The organism is Bradyrhizobium hipponense (genome assembly GCF_008123965.1).
In the GTDB taxonomy this organism is placed as follows: domain Bacteria; phylum Pseudomonadota; class Alphaproteobacteria; order Rhizobiales; family Xanthobacteraceae; genus Bradyrhizobium; species Bradyrhizobium hipponense.
Genome location: NZ_VSTH01000014.1, coordinates 281,004 through 300,072, shown reverse-complemented (window position 1 = coordinate 300,072; position 19,069 = coordinate 281,004). Strand labels below are relative to the sequence as shown.

Below are 19,069 nucleotides of genomic sequence, written 5' to 3'. Positions count from 1 at the left end.
GTGTCGAATATGAAAGAACGGGGATGAGCATGAGAACGATTTGGCTAGGCGCGGCGGCTCTGCTCGCGCTGGCAGCGCCAGCCGCAGCAGCCGACATGCAGCCGCGCCCCTACACCAAGGCGCCGGCCTACACGCCGCCGCAGGTGATCTATAATTGGACCGGTTTCTACATCGGCGGCCATGTCGGCGGCGCGTTCGCCGGCGACAGCAGCTTCCAGTCGAGCGACGCACGCTTCATGGGCGGCGTGCAGGGCGGCTTTGACTACCAGTTCGCGCCCAATTGGGTGGTGGGCGTCGAAGCCCAATATTCGTGGCTGCCGACCAGCAACAACGGTGCTCTGTTCCCGCTGGGCACGCAGGTGACGTCGAACACCGACCAGATCGGGTCGGCGACCGGCCGGATCGGTTACACCTGGGGGCCGGCGCTGGTCTACGCCAAGGGCGGCTACGCCTGGCGCAACAACGGCCTCGGCGTCAACATTGCCGGCGTGCCGCAAGCCTTCACCACCACCGGCAACAGCAAGGACGGCTACACCGTCGGTGCCGGCCTTGAATACATGTTCGCGCCCAACTGGTCGGCCAAGGCCGAGTACCAGTACTATAATTTCGGCAGCACCACCTTCACCTCCGGCCCGGCGGACATCGTCGGCGTCCGCGGCCGGGAGGACGAGCATACCGTCAAGGCCGGTGTGAATTACCGCTTCGGCTGGGGCGGCCCGTCCGCCTCGCGCTACTGAGCTGTCGCCAGGAGCCAAGATCCGACTACGATCTGACAAAGGCCGGCCGCTTCGCCCGCCTTTTGTTTGCCAGCCTTTTGTTCGTCAGCCCGTTGTTTCCTTTGCGTGAACCATCTGGCGCGTCATTTGCAAGCAAACGTTCTGGAGCGCGCCTTCTCACGCGCGTCATGGGGCTGAGGTAAAGCAAAAATAATTTTTGCCGCTTACGGAACTCGCGCTCCGGAACGCGTATTATGAGAATTGCCGGGCTGGTGGGACAACGAACATGCGTATCTTGGCGTCGGTGGTGGTCTCGTGTTTCCTTGCACTGCCGTGCTTTGCACAGACAATCCTCAAATCCGAGCCTTTGATGCTGGCACCCTATGAGGTCGCCTTCGTCCGCGACGGCGCCTGTCCGTCCGGCAAGGTGCTGAAGGTCACTGGTGCCATCCGCGGGCTGCACCGCCGCAAGGCCTGTGTGGCCCTGGCCGGCGAGCAGGCGTCGCTGACGACGGCCATGCCCTGAGGGCCGGGGCGACTTTCGGCCGAAGCTTACGAACTCAACTGCAGCTCCATCCTCGACTCCTGCTCGGCGTCCGCCTTGTTCTTGGCGGGGTCTTCGCCTTGGGCGGCCTGGCAGGGCTTGATCTCATAGTCGTTGTCCAGCACCCGGCGCGGCCCGGGCCGCTGCTCGTCGGTACTGACGTCCACGACGAGGCCGCTCCGTTGCGCGAGCTTCCAGACGTCGGACTCGCCCGGATAGGCCTTGCTGATCTGGGCGTCGTTGCAAAACAGCGCGTACGGCATGCTTCCCGCTCCCATAAAGACCCGTTAACGTCCTGTAGGGGCTAGGGTTTCCTGCCAGAGGGAAATCACGGGAGCGTGATCGAGGCGGCGGGCCCTGAGTCGTAAACGAGTCCTGAATCCCAAAAAAAAGAATCCCTGGGACTCATTTGCCGGAATCAGCGGATGTTTTCGGCCATGACGTCCGACCTGAAAACCTCCTGCGGGCACATGCTCCTGCCGCTGACGCTGGCACTGGTCGGCGCCTGCGCGGCCAATCTCTGGTTGGTGTGGTCGTGGCTATAGGGGCTTCAAACGATCGGCTCTACTTATCCGCCGGCGGTCGTGACGGGATGTCGCGGATGGCAGCGCGGAGCCTGCTCAGGGTCGCCGCGCAATATTCCTCCCGTTCGCGCTGGAACCGCTCCTGATGTTTGCGGAAACTGACGATGCGGGCCTGCATCTCGGTGCGTACATCGACGCCGGTCCGCGGCGGCGGGACCTGGACGGGCCGAGGCTGCAGGGCGGCGAGCGGTGAGGTGGCCGCTGGCGGCTCGATTTCGACCGCAGCAGCCCGGACGGCGACGATCTCGGTGATCACGGCGGACGCCGCCGCCGGGGCCTGCGGCGGGGGAAAGTCCTCGTTCCTACCGGTGACCGATTGGACGAAGGCCAGTGTCTGAGCGATCAGCGCGTCGCGCTCCCTGATCCACTTCATGGTCCCCCCTTTGCTGGATCCATTCCACCAAAGCTGGTTCGCCGAATCAAGTCAGGTACTTGCAGGGGATTGCATATTTTTCCCGATTGTCCGACACTCAACCGATGGATGCCGGAGAAGAACAATCGGAGGAAGCGCAGGGCCTGAGGCTGGTGCGCGCCTTTCTGTCGCTGTCGCCGGACAAGCGGGCAGAGGTGATCGCGTTCGTCGAGGCCTTGGTGCGCGCTCATGGCCGGCCCGGGGAGGGCCAGGAGGCCTCGCCGACGTGAGCCTTGCCGCGCGCCGCCGGCGAGCCGCAGCTCCTATTGCGGCAGCAGGAGGGCCATGGCGATCGCGAACAGGAAGCCTGTCGCGACGATCGCCGCCACGGCACCGGCGATGATTTTGGCCTTCTGTCGGACGGTGGTTGAGCGCATCGGATGCGCACACTACCTCATGTTCGGAGATTTCGGACGCAACACCTCGCCTGTATAATGTGCCTGCGACGGAAATTTGTTTGAGTCTCGTCCGATGACCTCCAATCGCCCTCCAGCGCTCGCTCACGAACGGTTCGTCGCCGACCGCGATAATTTCGTGGGCCTCGATCTGATCCTGTGCCGGGACTGCCTCGTGCATCTGAGTTTTGCAAATATCGACCGCGCCGTCGCCCGCTTTCGCGGCAGCGGCGCGCTTCCTGCTGGTCACGGCCTTTCCTGAATGGGACAAGAATCAGGATTGCGAGGACGGCGACTGGCGGGCGCTGAACACGGAGCGGGCGCCGTTCAACTGGCCGACGCCGCGCGCGCTGATCAACGAGCGTTGCGAGGAGGGGGGCCGGCGGGTGGCGCGACAAGAGCCTCGGGGTCTGGCGGCTGGATCGATTGCCCGAAGGCAGTTGCACTCTAGGCGAAATCTAGTCTTCGGTCAGCTTTGAATCAGCCGAATTCAATTCTACCTCTACATTGCACCGCTTCTGTTGCTCGCGCTCTTTATTTGGAAGTTCCGGACCTTCGGTGAGATGCACTTTCCATGAGAGTCCAATCGAACTTTGCATCGCGAGCGCAAGGCAATAGACGCGATCTCGTACCGATCTATGAGTGCCGGAACTGCGCGCAAAATTTCGAAGCGACCTTTCGAGATTGATGATGCCGATTTCGACCTGGCGGTCTTCCACCATCGAAAGCCCGCTCCAGTAGAGGGCATAAAAGTCACGTTTCGTGCCGGTCCAGAGGTCAGATTGCGAAGTGGGATTGGTCGTTGCGAGCGTACCCCCAATGCGCGCCATTTCTTGGTAGAATTTCAGTTGAACATCGTTGAAGGGCTTGCGAGCCTCCCTGATCTGGGCATGCGGCGGTTAACGGCTTTCTCTTCTTTGACACGCCTCGGCCGATGCGGCGGATCTGAACGGGAGTCTGTGTTGATGGTCGACGCCAGATGCAGCTGCGGCGGCCTTGCGCTGTCGCTTCCGGGGTCATCGAGCCTCGTCGTTGCCTGTCACTGCATTGACTGCCAGCGGCGAACGGGCGCGCCGTTCGGTGTGGGTGCCTTTTACCCCGCTGAGGTCGTCACGATCTCGGGAGCTCCAAAAGAGTACGTTCGCGCCGCCGCAAGCGGTGGCAAGGTCCGTTGCTATTTTTGTCCCGACTGCGGTTCAACGGTGTATTGGAAGGCCGACAATCTGCCTGCGATGATCGGCGTTGCCGTTGGCGCAATCGCGGACCCAAACTACCCGGCGCCGGTCAGATCGGTTTTCGAGCAGTCGAAACATGGCTGGGCCGACATCAACGGCGCGGCCGTCGAACACTTCCAGCAAAGCAGCGTGGCGAAGAATTCAAGCTGAGGATTGCGCTGGTGCCGGCTTAGAGGATTGGTCAGTACAGCCGACAGGAATCCCCGGGAGAGCTTCGGAGTCTGGTCGAACGCTTGCGGCCGGGACGCCCCAAGCGCAGCTAGGCAGCTGCGGGAGGCAAGCCGGGTGGCTGCTCGGACGACGTGAACAGGTTATTGTTTGCGCATGATCTTTTCGGAAAACCGCTGCACACTTTTCCGAATCATGCTCTAGCCGCCCCAGTTCTTGTAGGGTCTATCCACCAGGGGATCCGGTTGGTCGTTGAAGTAGACCGGTGGACGAGGCCCGGCGTAGGCACCATAGGGAACGGGGCTCATGATCACGCCAGGATCCTGACGGGCAACGGCGTGTTTGCGGTGTGGGTGGTGTGCCGTCGCGGCATTTGCCGAGGCACATAGGGCAATGAGAAAGCCTAAGCTCAAAAAGGAACGCATCGCATCATCTCCCAAGGAAGCTGGCATGGCTGTTCACGTAAGGCCGGCCGCGCAGGCTGCAATCGGCACGAACTTTCACGAGCCGTCACAACGGCGGCATCAATGGCAGCCGCCCACCGGCGATTCCCGCGATGTGGAGCAGTCGTCCGCTCGGACGAGGATGACTTTTGATTGATGCACGTGTCTGAAGAAGCTTGCTCAGAAGCCGCGGCTCCTTGACACCAGCGACGTTCGGATCGGTCTGTCCGCATGCAGAACGACGCGCGAAGTCAGGTTGATCCGCTTACAAATTACATTCTGTGATTCCGCCCGGCAGCGCACGCCGGTTTTTTTGTGCGCACAACAGAAAGACTATAGTGAACACGAAACTGGAATTTACTACCTATCTCAAATCAACTCTTACCGCCGATTCCACGAAGCTACTTGCCGCGGACCCCACAAACACAGACACAGCCGACCGTCTCGATCAAATCGTACGCACGCCTGACGACAATGTGTCCGAGGGACACTCGGCGCGCCTCGCTCCCTCGTCCGATCCGTTTGCACCAAAACTGCAGCTAGAGGTGATGCATTTGAACGCAGATATCATTGGCGGGCTGAAGGTCGCGCCAGACTCAATGCTTATTTTTCGTTGTTCGCAGCCGACGCACAGAATTGATTTTAGATTGCCCGTCGCAAATTAGCGGCGGGCTTCTGGGGAGCCTTACACAATCGAGACCCGTGGACGGCTGGCAGCGTTGATTGGAACGCCTGCCGGGCGTCCTGAGGCCTCCCCATATGGTCTTATCGATGGGGGCAAAGGCAGCCCCAATGGGTAAGGCCGCTGTGTCGGCTAAATCGCTGGTGCCGGCTGAGGGGATTGAACCCCCGACCTTCGGTTTACAAAACCGCTGCTCTACCGCTGAGCTAAGCCGGCGACGCTGAAAAGGGCAGGGGCCGGCACGGGCCGGGCTGCCCGCCCGCGCGTCGCAATACCAGACTTGCCCAAAAAGTGCCAGAACCCGCGGGTGGCGTTCGCCGGCACGAAACAGGCGGCCCAAAGGGCCGCCTGAACCATTTCGCCTGGCTGCGGGGTCTACTGGCAGAGGTGCCGGCGGCCATCGCCGCCCTTGAACCAGGTGCCGGGCTTGCACACGATGCCGTTGCGGGTGGCGTAACTGTCCCAGTCGCCGTGCCAGCTCGTTCCGCCGCGGTCGTAGCTCGCGTAGGAGTTGCCCCAGCCCTGGAACGGTGCGGCGGCCACCGCTGCCGCGGTGCCGACCGCAGCGCCGGCGACGGCGCCCGCCGTGTCGAGCGGCCAGAAGCCGGATTGTGTTCCATCATTCGAATTCACTTGCCGACGGGCCATGTGCCTGTGGCGATAGCCGCGGTCGGTGGTGCGATTGCCTGGGCCGAGATTCTGACAATTGGGATCCTGGAAGAGCCCGGTGCAGCGGGCCGAATTGTCGGTCACGGTTTGCGCGAAGGCAGGTGCCGCCAGCGTGGACGCGACGATCGCGGCCAAGCCAAGAAGCTTCAGGCTCGTCATGGCATTTCCTCCATGTTGTTGAGACCTGTGCTAAGTGCGACGTCCGGCAGTCGTTCCGCGCTTTCTCGCAAGCGGTGTCACATCGACGTGAGCCCGCCCAGGATGTGCAGTCTGTGCCACGCAACCGTCTGCGCTCCGGCCGTGCTGTGGCCGACTGTCCCGTTAACGCTTCGCTAGCGCACCTCGCGGCATTTGAGCCGCTATCGACCCTTGCGCGTTAGGCTTACCGCCATTTGATGAGCCGGCCTTAACCCTAGCTGCGTTGCAATCGGATAGGTTGCGTTCCGGAACAACCGGGATCCCGCCTATGCGCGCCGTGGCGCTCGCAACCTTTCTGATCGGATTACCCGCGTCGGCGTTTGCCGGCGGCGGCTTCGATGTCGTCGTCCCCGGCCGGCCCGGCGTGCCCATCATCATCAATGGCATCGATGCGTCCTACACCGTCGTCGAAGGTGTCTGGGGTCTCGGCAAGAACGTCCAGGTGCAGCCCACGATCTATGGCGGGCGCTATGTCGCCGAGCGGCAGCCCTCCGATGTCGGCCATTATTATCCGACCCTGGGCTTGCGGCCCGGCTACGGCCGCCTCGAGGTCGAGCCGCCCGCGAACCGCAAGCTGCCGCAGCCTGCGGAGAGCTACCAGCGCAGCTGGGGTGCGCAGTCTGCGCCGTTGCCGCCGCAAATGGACATTCCGGTCGATCCGCCGCCGGTGATCCTGGCGCCGCAGATCAACGTCAATCCGCAGCATCGTCGGCCGCGGCCACATGCCGAGGGGGCCGGCAAGCCATCCGGTTAAGACAAGCCACCCGGTTAAGAAACGTCAAATCCAACGAAACGGAAATCAACAGGAGAGAGTAATGCGTCAAATGATTTCGGGACTGGTCGCGGCGGCTGCCGTGATGATTGCTGGGGCCGCGCCCGCCATGGCCTGCGGCTTCAATCCGTGCCAGCCGGTTGCGCCGGTCTATTCCGGCTGCAACACCGGCTGCGGCGGCTATGGGTACGGCTATGGCGCCTATGAGCGCCTCGCCGAGCCGACGACCCAATACTACTACGTCAACCAGGGCCCGACCTACACCGGCCCGGGCGCGTTCGCGCCGTATCCGACCTATCGTGAGGACGCGGTGGTTGCGCCCGCCAATTACGGTTACGGCTATGGATATCGTGCCGCCGCCGTCGAAGCGCCGGCCGCCTATCCCTATCGCCGGCCGTACTATCGTCCGTATCGCTACGGGTACGGTCCGCGCCAGGGCTACCTGCCGCGCGTGCACTATGGCTATGGCCCGCGCTACGGCTACGCCCCGCGCTACGGCTATGCCCAACGCCGCGCGCCCGCGCCGTACTATTACGGCGGCCACCGCGTGCTGCGCCGCTATTACTGAACGTTCGATCGGTTGAGCCAACGAAGCGCCCGTCCGCGTGATGCGGACGGGCGTTTTGTTTTGCTACCGCTTCATCAACCCGAGCCGGCTCGCGCCGACATAGAGAGAGAGCACGGCGGCGTTCGATACGTTGAGGCTCTTGATTTCGCCGGGCATGTCGAGCCGCGCCACCACGCTGCAGGTTTCGCGCGTCAATTGTCGAAGGCCCTTGCCTTCGGCGCCAAGCACGAGCGCGAGCGGCTCGCGCAGTGTGACATCGGAGAGATCCTCGCTGCCCTCGCTGTCGAGCCCGACGGTCAGGAAGCCGCATTCATTCAGCGCGGTCAGCGCGCGGGCGAGGTTTTGCACGGTAATCATCGGCACCAGCTCCAGCGCGCCTGAAGCCGCCTTCGCCAGCACGCCGGTCGCCTCCGGGCTGTGGCGCGCGGTGGTGACGATCGCCTTGACCGCGAAGGCGGCGGCGGAGCGCAGGATCGCGCCGACATTGTGCGGATCGGTGATCTGGTCGAGCACCAGCACTATGCCTTCCGGCTCTAGCGTCTCGATGTCGGGCGAGGGCAGGGGATCGGCTTCCGCAAGCAGGCCCTGGTGCACCGCGTCGGGCGACAGCAGGCGATCGATCTCCTGGGGCCGGACGATCTCGGGCGCGATGCGGGTTTCGATGTTCTCGTCCGCCAGGCGGCGGGCGGCGTTCTCGGTCAGCGTCAGCTTGCGGATCCGCCGCACGGGATTGGCGAGTGCCATGGTGACGGTGTGCCAGCCATAGAGGATGACGGGCCCGTCGGGGGCCGAATCGCGGTCGCGCCAGGCTGGGCGGCCTACGGATTTCCCTGGTCTGTTGAAGGGCTTACCGCCGCCGCGGGGGCGCTTGGGTGTGAATTTGCGCTCGTTCATGGTGCGCTTGTGTCACGGGTTCCGGAATATGGCAATTTGGGCGTCCAAGGAGGCGATTTTAGCTGTCCGCCTCGGTTGACTTTACCCCACGGCTTCGCCCATAACCGCGCCCGGTCGCGCCCCCATCCGGGCTGTTGCGGCCTTCACGTTCCATGGCCGTTTTCGGTCCGCCGGCAAGGTCCGGCCCGATTGTGCTGCCGTCGAGCGGGGGAGTGTCCCGAGTGGCAAAGGGAGCTGACTGTAAATCAGCCGCCTTATGGCTTCGCAGGTTCGAGTCCTGCCTCCCCCACCAACGATTACAGTGGCTTAGGGCGTTGCTGCTTCCCAGTTCTGTGGAGGCCTCCGGATTTGGGAAGCACATGGGAAGCAGCGAAATTCACGGCGTCTGCGCTAGACTTGCGGTCTCGAACAACACAGAGTGCAGCGGTTCGGGCCGCGCGGATTGACGAGCGCGCGCGGACAACTGCGAGATGTTGTTCTCGTTCGGCGGGGTGAACGGACCTGCCTTGTATCGAATGCCGATGTCGGGAGAGGCCTGAGATTACCCACTCTGGGATGTCGGGTCGGTGAGGTCACGACATCCCGCATGATCAGGTTCATCGATCGATTAGGGCAGAATTGGTGCGTGGTAGATGAACGTCGTCATCAAGATTGCAGCCAGGATCATGACGATCGGGAAGTGCACGAAGAATTGCACGGACGTGTATCCGATCAAGTCCTTTGACTTCAACCCGAGCACGCCAAGCAAAGGCAGCATCCAGAACGGGTTGATGAAGTTCGGCAGCGTCTCGGCGATGTTGTAGACCATAGTGGTCCAGCCCAGATGAGCTCCGACTTCGTTGGCCGCCTTCATGATGTAGGGCGCCTCAATGAACCATTTGCCGCCGGCTGACGGGATAAAGAAACCGAGCACCGCTGAATAAATTCCGATCAGGAACGAGAAAACGGTCGAGTTGACTGAGACGTGCGCAAACCAGTGAGCGATGGTATCGGAGAGCGTCAATCCGCTGCTATTAGGCACTTTGGTCAGCATCTGGGCGATGCCGGCGTAGAAGGGAAACTGCAATAACAAGCCCGAGATGCTCGGCGTTGCCTTGGAAAAAGCCTCGACGAGGCTATGGGGACGCCAATGCAGGAGAATGCCGAGCATCAGAAACACGAAATTATAGGTGTTCAGGCCTGAGAGAGTGATCAGCGGATTGCCGGACTGAAAGGTCCACCAGAGCCAGCCCGAGGCCAACGCCACGGTCAGAATGGTTAGAACAGGGCTGAACTCGAGAAAGTCGCCCGGCCGTGCCGGTTTCTTTGGCTCGATCCGGTCGCCATCAAGAGATACGCCAAGATCCTCTGCAGTCCTTGCCAACGCATCGTTCGGCGTCGTCAGATAACAGATTGCTGCGGACAGCGTGGTCACGACCAAGATCGTGACGAGGTTTTGCCAAGTCAGGATGGTCTCGGAAAAACTGATGACACCGGTGATCGGCAACAGCGAGGCCGGAATGCTTGCCGCATTGGCTTGAAGCTGGGCGACCGATGACGTGATGCCGAGGGTGAATCCGCAGCCAAGGCCGAGATAGCCGGCTGCACCGGCGGCGCGATAATCGAGCTTGATGTCGTTGCGCCGCGCGATTTCGCGCACCAAGAGGCCCGAAAAAATCAGGCTCAGGCTCCAGTTGAGCAACGACAGCAAGATACTGAGCACGCCAACGAAAACCACGGCACCGCGAGCGGTGGAGGGAACGCCGGCCAGCCGACGCATCAACGCCGCGACGGGCGGCGACATGGCGACGACATAGCCGCCGACGGCGGCCAGCGCCAACTGCATGGTGAACGGAATGAGATTCCAGAAGCCGTCGCCAAAGGCACGGCTGACGGCAAGTGGTGAGCCGCCATGCACGATGGTGCTGAGCGCGATCAAGACCACGGCGATCAAAACGAAGACATATGCATCGGGGAACCAGCGCTCGGCGAAGCGGACCATGTACTGCGAGAATCTCGCAAGCGGGTTGGTTTGTGTCGGTGCTTCGTCGAGGAAGATAGCTTTATCCGTCGTATCGGTCATTGCGGCCCCCATAGTCGAGTTGGTGTTGCGTTCAGTTCATCATTTGCCGATCAGAGTGCGAGCGTGAGCTCCGACAGCGGAACGGATTGACAGGTCAGGCACTGGTCGGTCGCGCTGTCGACGCCGCCGAGCTGTGCGACGTTGCCGTCGACGACGCGCATGAGGCAGCTCTCGCACTGGCCGACGCGGCAGCCGCTGGGCAATGACACGCCGGCCGCCTGGGCCGCATCGAGAAGGGTGCCGAGCTCAGGCGTCCACGTGAAGCTCCTGTCGCTATCGGCAATGTGGACGGTCTGCGCCTTCAGGGTCCGTGGCACGATCGGTGGCGAGGTGAACGCTTCCATGAATATGTCGAAGCGCGGAACGCCGCGTTCAACCAGCCGGGCCGTCATCGATGTCACGAAGCCGGGTGAACCGCAGAGATAGGCGAGGGGTCTCAGTGGCAGCATCGGATCGATCGCGGACAGATCCAGCCGGCCCGCGTAGTCGTAATCCTCGGGGCAGCGATCCTGCGCGCGCGGCGCCGAATACGCAGTAATGAGTTCGAGCTCCGGCAGCAAAACTGCGAGCTGCCGCAACCGTCCGGCAAAGGCATGCTCGCCGCGGTTGCGGCAGCCATAGAGCAGCAAAACCCTGGCAACGCGCTCGGCAGACCCTCGTCTGGCCAGCGCCTCGAGATGACCGATAAAGGGCGTGATGCCGATTCCGGCGGCAAGAAAGATCAGGGGGCGGGGTCCGTGCAGCGGTGGCGTGAAAATCCCCTTGGGCGACTCGATCTGAACTTCATCGCCGACCGCCAGACGATGGACGTGATCGGACAGATGAACCGCATCGCCCGCAAGGCTTGAATCGCCGGACCGGCGCTTCTTGACCGCGATCGACAGCACATCGCGGCCGTCGTGGCCGGTCAGCGAATAGGCGCGGGCAACGTCCAATCCCGGCAGGCTCAGCAGGACGTGCTGTCCCGGGCGAAACGCAGGAATCGCACCACCATCGTGTGGCGCAAGGTCGAGCGCGACGACATCGTCGGCCTGACCGTGAATGGCGGCGACTGCGAAGCCGCGCTTGCCCGTCCAATGAACGCGGCTCGCGGTCTCATCCTTGCGGATGTCGCAAGTCGTGGCGCGCAGCGGCACCGAACCGCTGACCGGATCGCGTGTCGCGTCGCTCAGGGCGTCGTTCATATTTGACGTCGGCGATCCCGCAGGCCGGATCGCGTCGCGTCCCAGCGGCGGACAATCCTCCCACCAGCCGAACTCGGCGATGGCGACGCGATCGTCGAGCGCTTCGTTCAGGCGCACGCGCAGCCGGACTTCGCCGGATGAGGTTGCGATGACCGCCCAGTCACCGTCTTGGAGGCCGCGTTTGGCTGCGAGCCTTGCGCTGATCTCGATGGACGGATCGGGCGTCTTCTTGCGGAGGGAGGCAATGTGACGATGCGAGCTGTGGACGAACCAACCGCTCTTGGCGGTGGTGAGCACCAACGGAAAGCGACTGTCGGCGCCGTCTGCGAGCGGACTTTCGGCAGGCTCAATATGGCCCGGCAACGCCGCGTAGCCATGTTCGAGCATTAGTTCCGAATAGATCTCGACGCGGCGGGTGGCGGTGGTAAAGCCCGCAACCGTGGCGTTCAGTTGCGGCAGCGCGTATTTTTCGTGACGAAAGGATTGAGGGAAACGCAGGCCTCCGGGATGCTGGCGCAAGTCGTGGACGGTCACGCCGAGCGGTGCAAGTTGATGATTCCAGCCGGCCTCAACATCGCCTCCGAAAAATTCATCAGCCATGCCCAACCTGACCGCGAGTTCGGCTGCTATTTCATAGTCTGCCTTGCAATCACCAAGCTGCGGCAGCATCTGCGGGCGAAACTGGATCGTCTCAACGGCTTCCTGCGTGATCTCGAAGCCGATCTTTAGGGCGTCCCGTTCCCAGGGCATGTTGGCAGGCAGCACGATGTCCGCATTCGCGGCCGTCGGATTCATGAACATGTCGACATGGACGTGGAAGTCGAGCGTGCGCAACGCCTCGCGATTGCGCGAAGAATGGCCTTGCGACACCATGAAATTGGTACCGAAGCTCATCAGCGCTTCGACCCGGTAGGGTTCGCCGGTCAGAACCGCGCGACTGAAATCCCGTGCCGTGATCCATCCCCGGCCTGGCGGCCCGAGCGGCAACTCGTCGAGGCCGAGCGCCTTGGCTTTTTGCTCCGGCGGCAACAAGGCATAGTCGTTGACGGTGCGTGTCGGAGGCGGGACTGGCCAGATATTGCCGCCGGGACGGTCGCAGGCGCCGGTGAGTGAGTAAAGCGTCGCAATCGCCCGTTCGATCATAGTCGCATTGGTGTGCTGCCCGACGCCCGTCCAGGAATGATAGGCGAGCCGCGGGCTGTTCTCAAACAGCTCGTAAAAGGCTGCGATCTTGCTCTCGTCGAGCCAGGTCAGTTCGGCCACACGTGCGATCGTGTAGGGATTTGCCGCGGCCGTCAGCAAATTGAAGGCCGTTGCCGCCGCGATCGCACGGCCGTCTTGCGCGATGAGTGTCGCCCGACAATCCAGCTTGTAGGAGGCAGGATCGGGCGCCGCAACGCGGGTATCGAAGGCGCGTGCTGCTCCGGATCGGTCCAGCGTGACGAAATCGTCGCTGGATTGGTCGGCCCAGAGCTCGCTCGCACGAACGAAGCGTCCCGTGGCGGTGTCGATCAGCAGCGGTCCGTTGGTCCAGCGCGTCACGAAGTCGGCGTCGTACGTCCCTGTCGTGATGAGGTGCCGGATCGCCCCCATCGCCAGCGCGCCGTCCGCGCCGGGGCGGATACGCAACCAGATATCGGCCTGTTGTCCGGAGCCGTTCGGCTTGGGATCGACCACCGCGACGCGCGCGCCGCGCCGCCGTGCGTCGGCGACGCGCGTTGCCTGGGCAAGCCAGGTGCGGGCCGGGTTATGCCCCCAGAGCACGATTGCGTCGGCACGCTCATAGTCGGGTACGCCGATGCCGCGTCCGAAGGTCAGCGCATGGGCGTAGTCCTTGTGCCAGCCGCAGATTTCGACCGCGTAGATCAGATTTGGACTGCCGAAGCAGCGGATGAAGCGCTCGACCCATTCGAAGCTGTCGACCATCGGCGTGCCGCTCGGCGTCGTGACGGCAAAGGCCACCGCTTCCGCCCCGGATTTTTTTCTGATGTGGCCGAGCCTTTGGGCGATGTCGTCCAGCGCCTCGTCCCAGGAAATCTCCGTCCAGCCGGGATCGGCTGCGTCGCGGGGCGTCGTCCGGCGAAGCGGCTTGGTCAGGCGGCGCGGACTGTGCACCATCTCGGGCGCGGCGCGGCCCTTTGCGCACAGCGCTCCGCCGGTCGGATGATCGGGCAAGGTCTCGACGCCGATCAGCCGCCCGTTCTCGATGACCATGGTTGCGCCGCATCGGGATCGGCACAGCGTGCAATAGCCGGGTACGCGCTGCGCCATAGGAAGGCCATACCATCTGAAGGGCTAATAGTAGCGCATTACTGTAAAGCGCTACATAATGTCATCTGCGGCGTGTCCGTCGTCAAGCCCTTTTATTGTGCCGTAGCCAAACCCGACTATGGTGCCGCGGACGAACCGGATGATTCCGGAGCCGACGAGGCAGGATGGGAATGGACCAGAATTTACGGGAGCTGGTGCTACAGCAGGTGCGCGCGGAGATCATTTCCGGTCAGAGCATGCCCGGATCGATGTATTCAGTACCGACGCTTGCCGCGAGCCTCGGCGTGTCGAGCACCCCCGTCAGGGAAGCGCTTCTCGAATTGGCGCGCAGCGGGTTGATCGAGCCGATGCGCAATCGCGGTTTCAGGGTGGTCGAGCCGACCTTGACCGAGCTGCGCAACCTGTTCGATCTCCGCGAGGTGCTGGAGCTCCACGCGGCGGCGATCGTTGCGCGCAAGCCGAAGAAGAATCTCAGGAAGCTTGTTCCCTTCGCCGATGAGGTTGCGCGGGCGGTCAAGGCGGAAGACATCGGGCATTATCTCGAAGCGGATCGGAACTTTCACCAATTGCTGACGGCGGCGGCGGACAATGCCCGCCTGACCGAAATGGTGATGGGATTGCGCGATCAGATGCGGCTTTACGGCATCAAGTCGCGCGCAGGTCTTGCCCGCCAGAACGAATCCGCCGCCGAGCACTACCAGATCATCGAACTCGCGATGGCCGGCGAGGAAGAAGCGCTCACCAATCTTCTCAGGCGCCATATCAGAGCCTGGGAACCGATCTTTATTGAGGCACTATCTCGGATGACACATCCGCGCGAGCCGATCATCGCAAATCGCGGTCGAGATCGGTAATTGCCGGGCAGAATCAAATCAGACGCAATGTCTGGACGAATATTCGGACTCGCGGTGACGTGTCGCAGGTACGGTCTTTCAGCGTCTTCTTTGGGCTCTCACGAAAGTCCCGCAGTTGCACGTGCGATGCGCTGGCACGCATCTTCGAGTTCGACAGCGGAGGTCGCGTAAGAGATCCTGAAATACGGTGCAAGCCCGAAAGCCGAACCAGGGATGACGGCAACGCCAGCGGCGCGAAGAAGGTACTCCGCGAAGTCCGTGTCGCTACGTAGTGTCTGCCCGTCAGGCGTGACTTTGCCGATCAAGCCGGCGCAACTTGCAAATGTGTAGAATGCGCCCTCGGGCGCGCGGCAACGGATGCCGTCGATCGCGTTCAAGGCGCCGACGACAAGATCGCGGCGCTGTTGAAATGACGAGCAGCGGTCCCGGATGAAATCCTGCGGGCCGTTCAGGGCTTCGATGGCCGCAGCCTGGCTGACCGATGATGGGCAGGAGGTCGATTGGCTCTGGACGACAGCCATGGCGCGGATCAGGGGGCTTGGCCCAGCCCCATAGCCGATGCGCCAGCCGGTCATCGCGTAGGCTTTCGAGACACCATTGACAGTCAGTATTCGGCTGCGGAGAGCCGGTTCGATCGCCGCCGGCGTGACGAAACGAAAATCGTCGTAGATGATATGCTCGTAGATATCATCGACCATCAGCCAGACGTGCGGATGCTTGATAAGCACGTCGAGGATCGGCCGATAATCGGTTTCCGAATAGGCCGCGCCGGATGGATTGGACGGCGAGTTCAGCATCAGCCATCGCGTGCGAGGCGTAATGGCACGTTCAAGAACGTTACCTTGAAGCCGAAAGCCATTGGCCTCGGAACATGGCACCAGCACCGGCGTGCCGCCGACGATCGCGACGATGTCGGCGTAAGTCACCCAGAACGGCGTCGGGATGATGACCTCGTCGCCGGGGTTGATGGTGGCCATCATGGCGTTGAAGAGCACCTGCTTGGCGCCGGCTGACACGGTGATCTCGTCTTGCGCGAACTCGAGCTCGTTATCGCGCTTGAACTTTGCGCGAATGGCGGCCTTGAGTTCCTGCCCGCCGTCCAAAGCGGTGTACTTGGTCACGCCTGCCCGAATCGCGCGCTCGGCTGCATCCTTGATCGGGTCGGGCGTGTCGAAATCAGGCTCGCCTGCGCCGAGGACGATGATATCTCGGCCTTGGCGCTTCATCTCCGCGGCGAGCCCGCTGATCTTCAGGATCTCCGACACGCCAATCGAGGCAATGCGGTGGGAAGGCCGGAACAACGCCGAGGTGTGCAGGGGCGCGTTCATGCAATCTCTCTCTACGCGACGTCGAACTTGACGCCCTGGGCGAGCGGCAGTGTCCGGCCAAAATTGATCGTATTGGTCGCTCGGCGCATGTAAGCCTTCCAGGAATCCGAGCCCGACTCCCGGCCGCCGCCGGTTTCCTTCTCCCCACCGAAGGCGCCGCCGATTTCGGCGCCGGACGGGCCGATATTGACGTTGGCGATGCCGCAATCCGATCCGGCCACCGACAGGAAAGCTTCTGCTTCGCGAAGATCGTTGGTGAAGATCGAGGACGAGAGTCCCTGCGGGACCGCGTTGTGCAGGTCAAGCACCGCTTCGAAGTCACGATATTTGATCACGTAGAGAATGGGCGCGAAGGTCTCGTGCTCGACGGGGCCGACCTGTCCTGTGATCTCGACCAGCGACGGGCGGACATAATAGGCCTCATCAGTGCCGTCGAAGAGGATCCGCTCGCCGCCGAACACCGCGCCGCCCACAGCGCGCGCCTCGCTCAGCGCTTTCTGCATCGATGCATACGCCGCTCCGTCGATCAGCGGACCGACCAGGGTGCCCTCCTTGAGCGGGTCGCCGACGGTGACGCTCTCGTAGGCGCGCTTCAGACGCGGTACGAACCTGTCATAGACACTTTCGTGAACGAAGAGGCGTCGCAGCGTCGTACAGCGTTGACCTGCCGTGCCCATGGCGGCGAATGCGACCCCGCGCAAGGTCAGGTCGAGGTCTGCCGTCGGCGCGACAATTGCGGCGTTGTTGCCGCCCAGTTCGAGGATTGCGCGCGCGAAGCGTTTTGCGAGCCGCGGTCCGACGACACGCCCCATTGCAGTTGAGCCGGTCGCAGACACCAGAGGCACCTTGGGGTGATCGACGAGGATTTCACCGATCTCGCGGCCACCAAACAGAACGGCAGAAAGCGCGTCCGGCGCCCTACCGCCTTCCGCTCTGAAACGCTCGAGCGCGCGATCGAACAGCGCTTCCGTCGCAAGCGCCGTCAGTGGCGTTTTTTCGGACGGTTTCCAGACGATGCTATTGCCGCAGATCAACGCCAGCGCCGCGTTCCAGGACCATACGGCGACAGGGAAGTTGAACGCCGAGATGATTCCGGTGACGCCGAGCGGATGCCAGCTTTCCATCATTCGGTGCTCGCTTCGCTCCGTCGCGATGGTCAGGCCATAGAGCTGGCGTGACAGACCCACCGCGAAGTCGCAGATATCGATCATTTCCTGGACCTCGCCGAGCCCCTCGGACGCAATCTTGCCGGCCTCGATCGACACGAGCCTGCCGAGCGCCTGCTTGTTGGCGCGCAACTCCTCGCCAAGAAGGCGCACGAGTTCACCGCGTTTCGGGGCGGGAACCAGTCGCCATTCGAGGAAGGCGGCGTGCGCCTTGTCGATTGCCGTCTGTGCGTCGCCGGTACCGATCTCGTTCACATGGCCCGTGATCTCGCCACTGATCGGAGATCGTGCAATCAGCTTGCCGCCGGTGTAGCGGCTCCGCTTGACGTTAAGCTTGCTCAGGAGCTGGTCTGCCTCGCCGGCCAGGGATTTGGCAATGCCGGTCGGAATTTGGGTCGTAGTCGTCATGGTGGTTTCTCTTGTATAGTTGAAAGGCGGCCCGATCAGGCCGTTGCCTTGCGTGCGATGTGCGGCGAACCGAGTTGGTTCATTGCCCGCTCGACGGAATCTTTTTCGGTCTTTGCGTATAGCGTCATTTCGTCGTGAACCTCGGCGCCAAGGGCGACCTCGAACGCAGCCCGGTTCGAGCGTGCGGCGTAGCTCTGCTGCGCGTCGGAGCCGAGATTCGACTGGAAGATTCCCGCCGCGCTGACAGGGAGGAAGTCCTCGTAGACGATCGGATCGTAACGCAAAAGGCCTTCGGCCACCAGTTGGTCCAGGGTGGAAGGCAGTGCCCGACGCTTGCCCGCCTCGACGCCTGCCGGTGTTGCCGAATAGCGGAAGAAGGCGAGGCCTTGCGAACGCAGCGCCGCCCAATCGTCCGGGAAAGCCGTGAACGCCCCGGCGAGTCCGGCGTCGTAGTCGCCCGTAGTCGACCCTGCCGCCCTGGCCTGACGCGCCGAGGCAAGCAATGCGTCGTAGAGCTCGCGGCCTTTCGGTGTGAGCGCAACGCCGCGCTGCTCGATCTCGCCAAACCGTGCGGTATGCATTCCCTGAGCGCTTTTGCCGTCTGTCTGCCGGAAGATGATCGGCTCTTCCAGCGCCTTGAAGCTGGTTTGACGCAACAGGATCGCGCAGTTGCGGCGCGGCGGACCTTCGATAACGGCCTTCGGCACAATGCCGCGTCGTGGCATCCCCGCCTGGACGGCGTCGATGTCGAGCGTGCGCGGCGTCAGATGGTTGATATGAGGGCCTTTGAAGCTCACCACGTCAGCTATCAACCGATGAGCATCATGCAGCTTTCGATAGACATCGAGGCTCACTGTCGCTTCGCTGTGCCAGCGGAAAGTTTCCAAGGCCTCGCAAACGAACTCCTCGGCTTGCGGGCGGGTCAGGCGACCGTCGGTCTCGAAAATGTTCACCAATTCGAGCGCCCGTGGCGTGAAGATCTGGCGCTCGGCAAGGATTTGTTCAGCCTGCCTGCGAAGCACCTCGTCCTCGATAAGCTCGACACGCAACAGTGAGGTGAAAACTCGAAACGGATTGTGGCGGAGTGCTGCATCTGTGATGGGCCGAAAGGCGGTCGAGTGGACGGGGACACCTGCGACCGACAGATCATAATAGCCGACCGCATGCATGCCCATCACGGAGAAGACACGACGGATATCGAACAGCTCTTCGGCGCGCCCCAAGCGGATCGCGCCGTGACGCTCGACGCTCAACCGATCGAGTTCGTCGTTTCGTGCGAGGCTCGCGCAAAGCTCACTGTGCCGCTGCAAGATCTCGCGATTGACGTCACTGACGAGCTCCAGGAGGGTTCCGTATTGCGGCACTTCGGCTCGGTACATTTCCGACATGGCACGGGAAAACAGAGTGCGGATTTCGTCGGGATCCGCGTGCAAGGCTGTCATCAGTATCTCCATTGCCACAGAACACGCCTGCGGCGGCGTGCCGGGTCCGATGGCACATGCATGCGATTTAGTTA

17 protein-coding genes, 2 tRNA genes and 1 pseudogene are annotated in these 19,069 nt (G+C 62.5%); 9 read left to right on the top strand and 11 right to left on the bottom strand.

Features of this window, described 5'->3' with window-relative positions:
- The first annotated feature begins 29 nt into the window (after window positions 1-29).
- Entirely contained in the window at window positions 30-737 is a 708-nt protein-coding gene (locus FXV83_RS04360; RefSeq protein ID WP_187435644.1) for an outer membrane protein, read from the top strand.
- A 265-nt stretch (window positions 738-1,002) separates the two neighbouring features.
- Entirely contained in the window at window positions 1,003-1,242 is a 240-nt protein-coding gene (locus FXV83_RS04355; protein ID WP_148737952.1) for a DUF6719 family protein, read from the top strand.
- Window positions 1,243-1,268: 26 nt separating this feature from the next.
- On the opposite strand, the gene FXV83_RS04350 is transcribed toward FXV83_RS04355, so the two are convergent.
- Both FXV83_RS04350 and FXV83_RS04345 read right to left on the bottom strand, forming a co-directional pair.
- A complete protein-coding gene (locus tag FXV83_RS04350) occupies window positions 1,269-1,523 on the bottom strand; it encodes a hypothetical protein (RefSeq protein WP_148737951.1) in 255 nt (84 codons plus the stop codon).
- A gap of 301 nt (window positions 1,524-1,824) precedes the next feature.
- Window positions 1,825-2,217: a hypothetical protein gene (locus FXV83_RS04345; protein ID WP_148737950.1), complete on the bottom strand. Its 393-nt coding sequence runs from the start codon at window positions 2,215-2,217 to the stop codon at window positions 1,825-1,827.
- A 104-nt stretch (window positions 2,218-2,321) separates the two neighbouring features.
- Here FXV83_RS04345 and FXV83_RS42410 point away from each other — a divergent pair, with 104 nt between their 5' ends.
- Together FXV83_RS42410 and FXV83_RS45360 are read left to right on the top strand one after the other, a co-directional pair.
- Entirely contained in the window at window positions 2,322-2,486 is a 165-nt protein-coding gene (locus FXV83_RS42410) for a hypothetical protein (RefSeq protein WP_187435643.1), read from the top strand.
- Window positions 2,487-2,769: 283 nt separating this feature from the next.
- Window positions 2,770-3,113 (top strand): annotated as a pseudogene (locus FXV83_RS45360) (class I SAM-dependent methyltransferase); the annotation flags it as partial.
- Here FXV83_RS45360 and FXV83_RS04335 read toward each other — a convergent pair.
- Window positions 3,110-3,481 carry a hypothetical protein gene (locus tag FXV83_RS04335; protein ID WP_148737949.1) on the bottom strand — a complete coding sequence of 124 codons (372 nt, stop codon included), beginning with the start codon at window positions 3,479-3,481 and terminating at the stop codon, window positions 3,110-3,112. The pseudogene FXV83_RS45360 and the gene FXV83_RS04335 sit on opposite strands and share 4 nt — an antisense overlap.
- Before the next feature lie 135 nt (window positions 3,482-3,616).
- Between FXV83_RS04335 and FXV83_RS04330 the strand changes: the two genes are divergently transcribed.
- On the top strand, window positions 3,617-4,036 hold the full coding sequence (locus FXV83_RS04330; protein WP_148737997.1) for a GFA family protein: 420 nt from the start codon (window positions 3,617-3,619) through the stop codon (window positions 4,034-4,036).
- A 1,284-nt stretch (window positions 4,037-5,320) separates the two neighbouring features.
- Here FXV83_RS04330 and FXV83_RS04320 read toward each other — a convergent pair.
- Window positions 5,321-5,395, bottom strand: a tRNA-Thr gene (locus FXV83_RS04320).
- Between the two features lie 159 nt (window positions 5,396-5,554).
- Window positions 5,555-6,007 carry a hypothetical protein gene (locus FXV83_RS04315; protein ID WP_148737947.1) on the bottom strand — a complete coding sequence of 151 codons (453 nt, stop codon included), beginning with the start codon at window positions 6,005-6,007 and terminating at the stop codon, window positions 5,555-5,557.
- 307 nt (window positions 6,008-6,314) lie between these two features.
- On the opposite strand from FXV83_RS04315, the gene FXV83_RS04310 reads away from it, so the two are divergent.
- Complete coding sequence (locus FXV83_RS04310) at window positions 6,315-6,800, top strand: hypothetical protein (protein WP_148737946.1); 486 nt, start codon at window positions 6,315-6,317, stop codon at window positions 6,798-6,800.
- 61 nt (window positions 6,801-6,861) lie between these two features.
- Window positions 6,862-7,386 (top strand): hypothetical protein, encoded by a 525-nt coding sequence (locus FXV83_RS04305; protein ID WP_148737945.1) that lies wholly within the window; start codon window positions 6,862-6,864, stop codon window positions 7,384-7,386.
- A gap of 63 nt (window positions 7,387-7,449) precedes the next feature.
- Here FXV83_RS04305 and rlmB read toward each other — a convergent pair whose 3' ends face one another.
- Window positions 7,450-8,280 carry a 23S rRNA (guanosine(2251)-2'-O)-methyltransferase RlmB gene (gene rlmB, locus FXV83_RS04300; protein WP_187435642.1) on the bottom strand — a complete coding sequence of 277 codons (831 nt, stop codon included), beginning with the start codon at window positions 8,278-8,280 and terminating at the stop codon, window positions 7,450-7,452.
- A gap of 206 nt (window positions 8,281-8,486) precedes the next feature.
- On the opposite strand from rlmB, the gene FXV83_RS04295 reads away from it, so the two are divergent.
- Window positions 8,487-8,572, top strand: a tRNA-Tyr gene (locus FXV83_RS04295).
- 315 nt (window positions 8,573-8,887) lie between these two features.
- Here FXV83_RS04295 and FXV83_RS04290 read toward each other — a convergent pair.
- On the bottom strand, window positions 8,888-10,342 hold the full coding sequence (locus FXV83_RS04290) for a short-chain fatty acid transporter (protein ID WP_148737944.1): 1,455 nt from the start codon (window positions 10,340-10,342) through the stop codon (window positions 8,888-8,890).
- A 50-nt stretch (window positions 10,343-10,392) separates the two neighbouring features.
- Window positions 10,393-13,797, bottom strand: a complete 3,405-nt coding sequence (locus tag FXV83_RS04285; protein ID WP_148737943.1) for a molybdopterin-dependent oxidoreductase — start codon at window positions 13,795-13,797, stop codon at window positions 10,393-10,395.
- Window positions 13,798-13,967: 170 nt separating this feature from the next.
- Here FXV83_RS04285 and FXV83_RS04280 point away from each other — a divergent pair, with 170 nt between their 5' ends.
- A complete protein-coding gene (locus FXV83_RS04280; protein WP_148737942.1) occupies window positions 13,968-14,651 on the top strand; it encodes a GntR family transcriptional regulator in 684 nt (227 codons plus the stop codon).
- A 98-nt stretch (window positions 14,652-14,749) separates the two neighbouring features.
- Here the strand turns inward: FXV83_RS04280 and FXV83_RS04275 are convergent, their stop codons facing one another.
- The 3 genes from FXV83_RS04275 to hglS are packed head-to-tail and all read right to left on the bottom strand — an operon-like array spanning window position 14,750 to window position 18,995.
- Entirely contained in the window at window positions 14,750-15,979 is a 1,230-nt protein-coding gene (locus FXV83_RS04275) for a pyridoxal phosphate-dependent aminotransferase (protein WP_148737941.1), read from the bottom strand.
- A gap of 11 nt (window positions 15,980-15,990) precedes the next feature.
- Window positions 15,991-17,553 carry an L-piperidine-6-carboxylate dehydrogenase gene (gene amaB / locus FXV83_RS04270; RefSeq protein WP_148737940.1) on the bottom strand — a complete coding sequence of 521 codons (1,563 nt, stop codon included), beginning with the start codon at window positions 17,551-17,553 and terminating at the stop codon, window positions 15,991-15,993.
- A 35-nt stretch (window positions 17,554-17,588) separates the two neighbouring features.
- A complete protein-coding gene (gene hglS / locus FXV83_RS04265; protein WP_148737939.1) occupies window positions 17,589-18,995 on the bottom strand; it encodes a 2-oxoadipate dioxygenase/decarboxylase HglS in 1,407 nt (468 codons plus the stop codon).
- Window positions 18,996-19,069 lie beyond the last annotated feature (74 nt).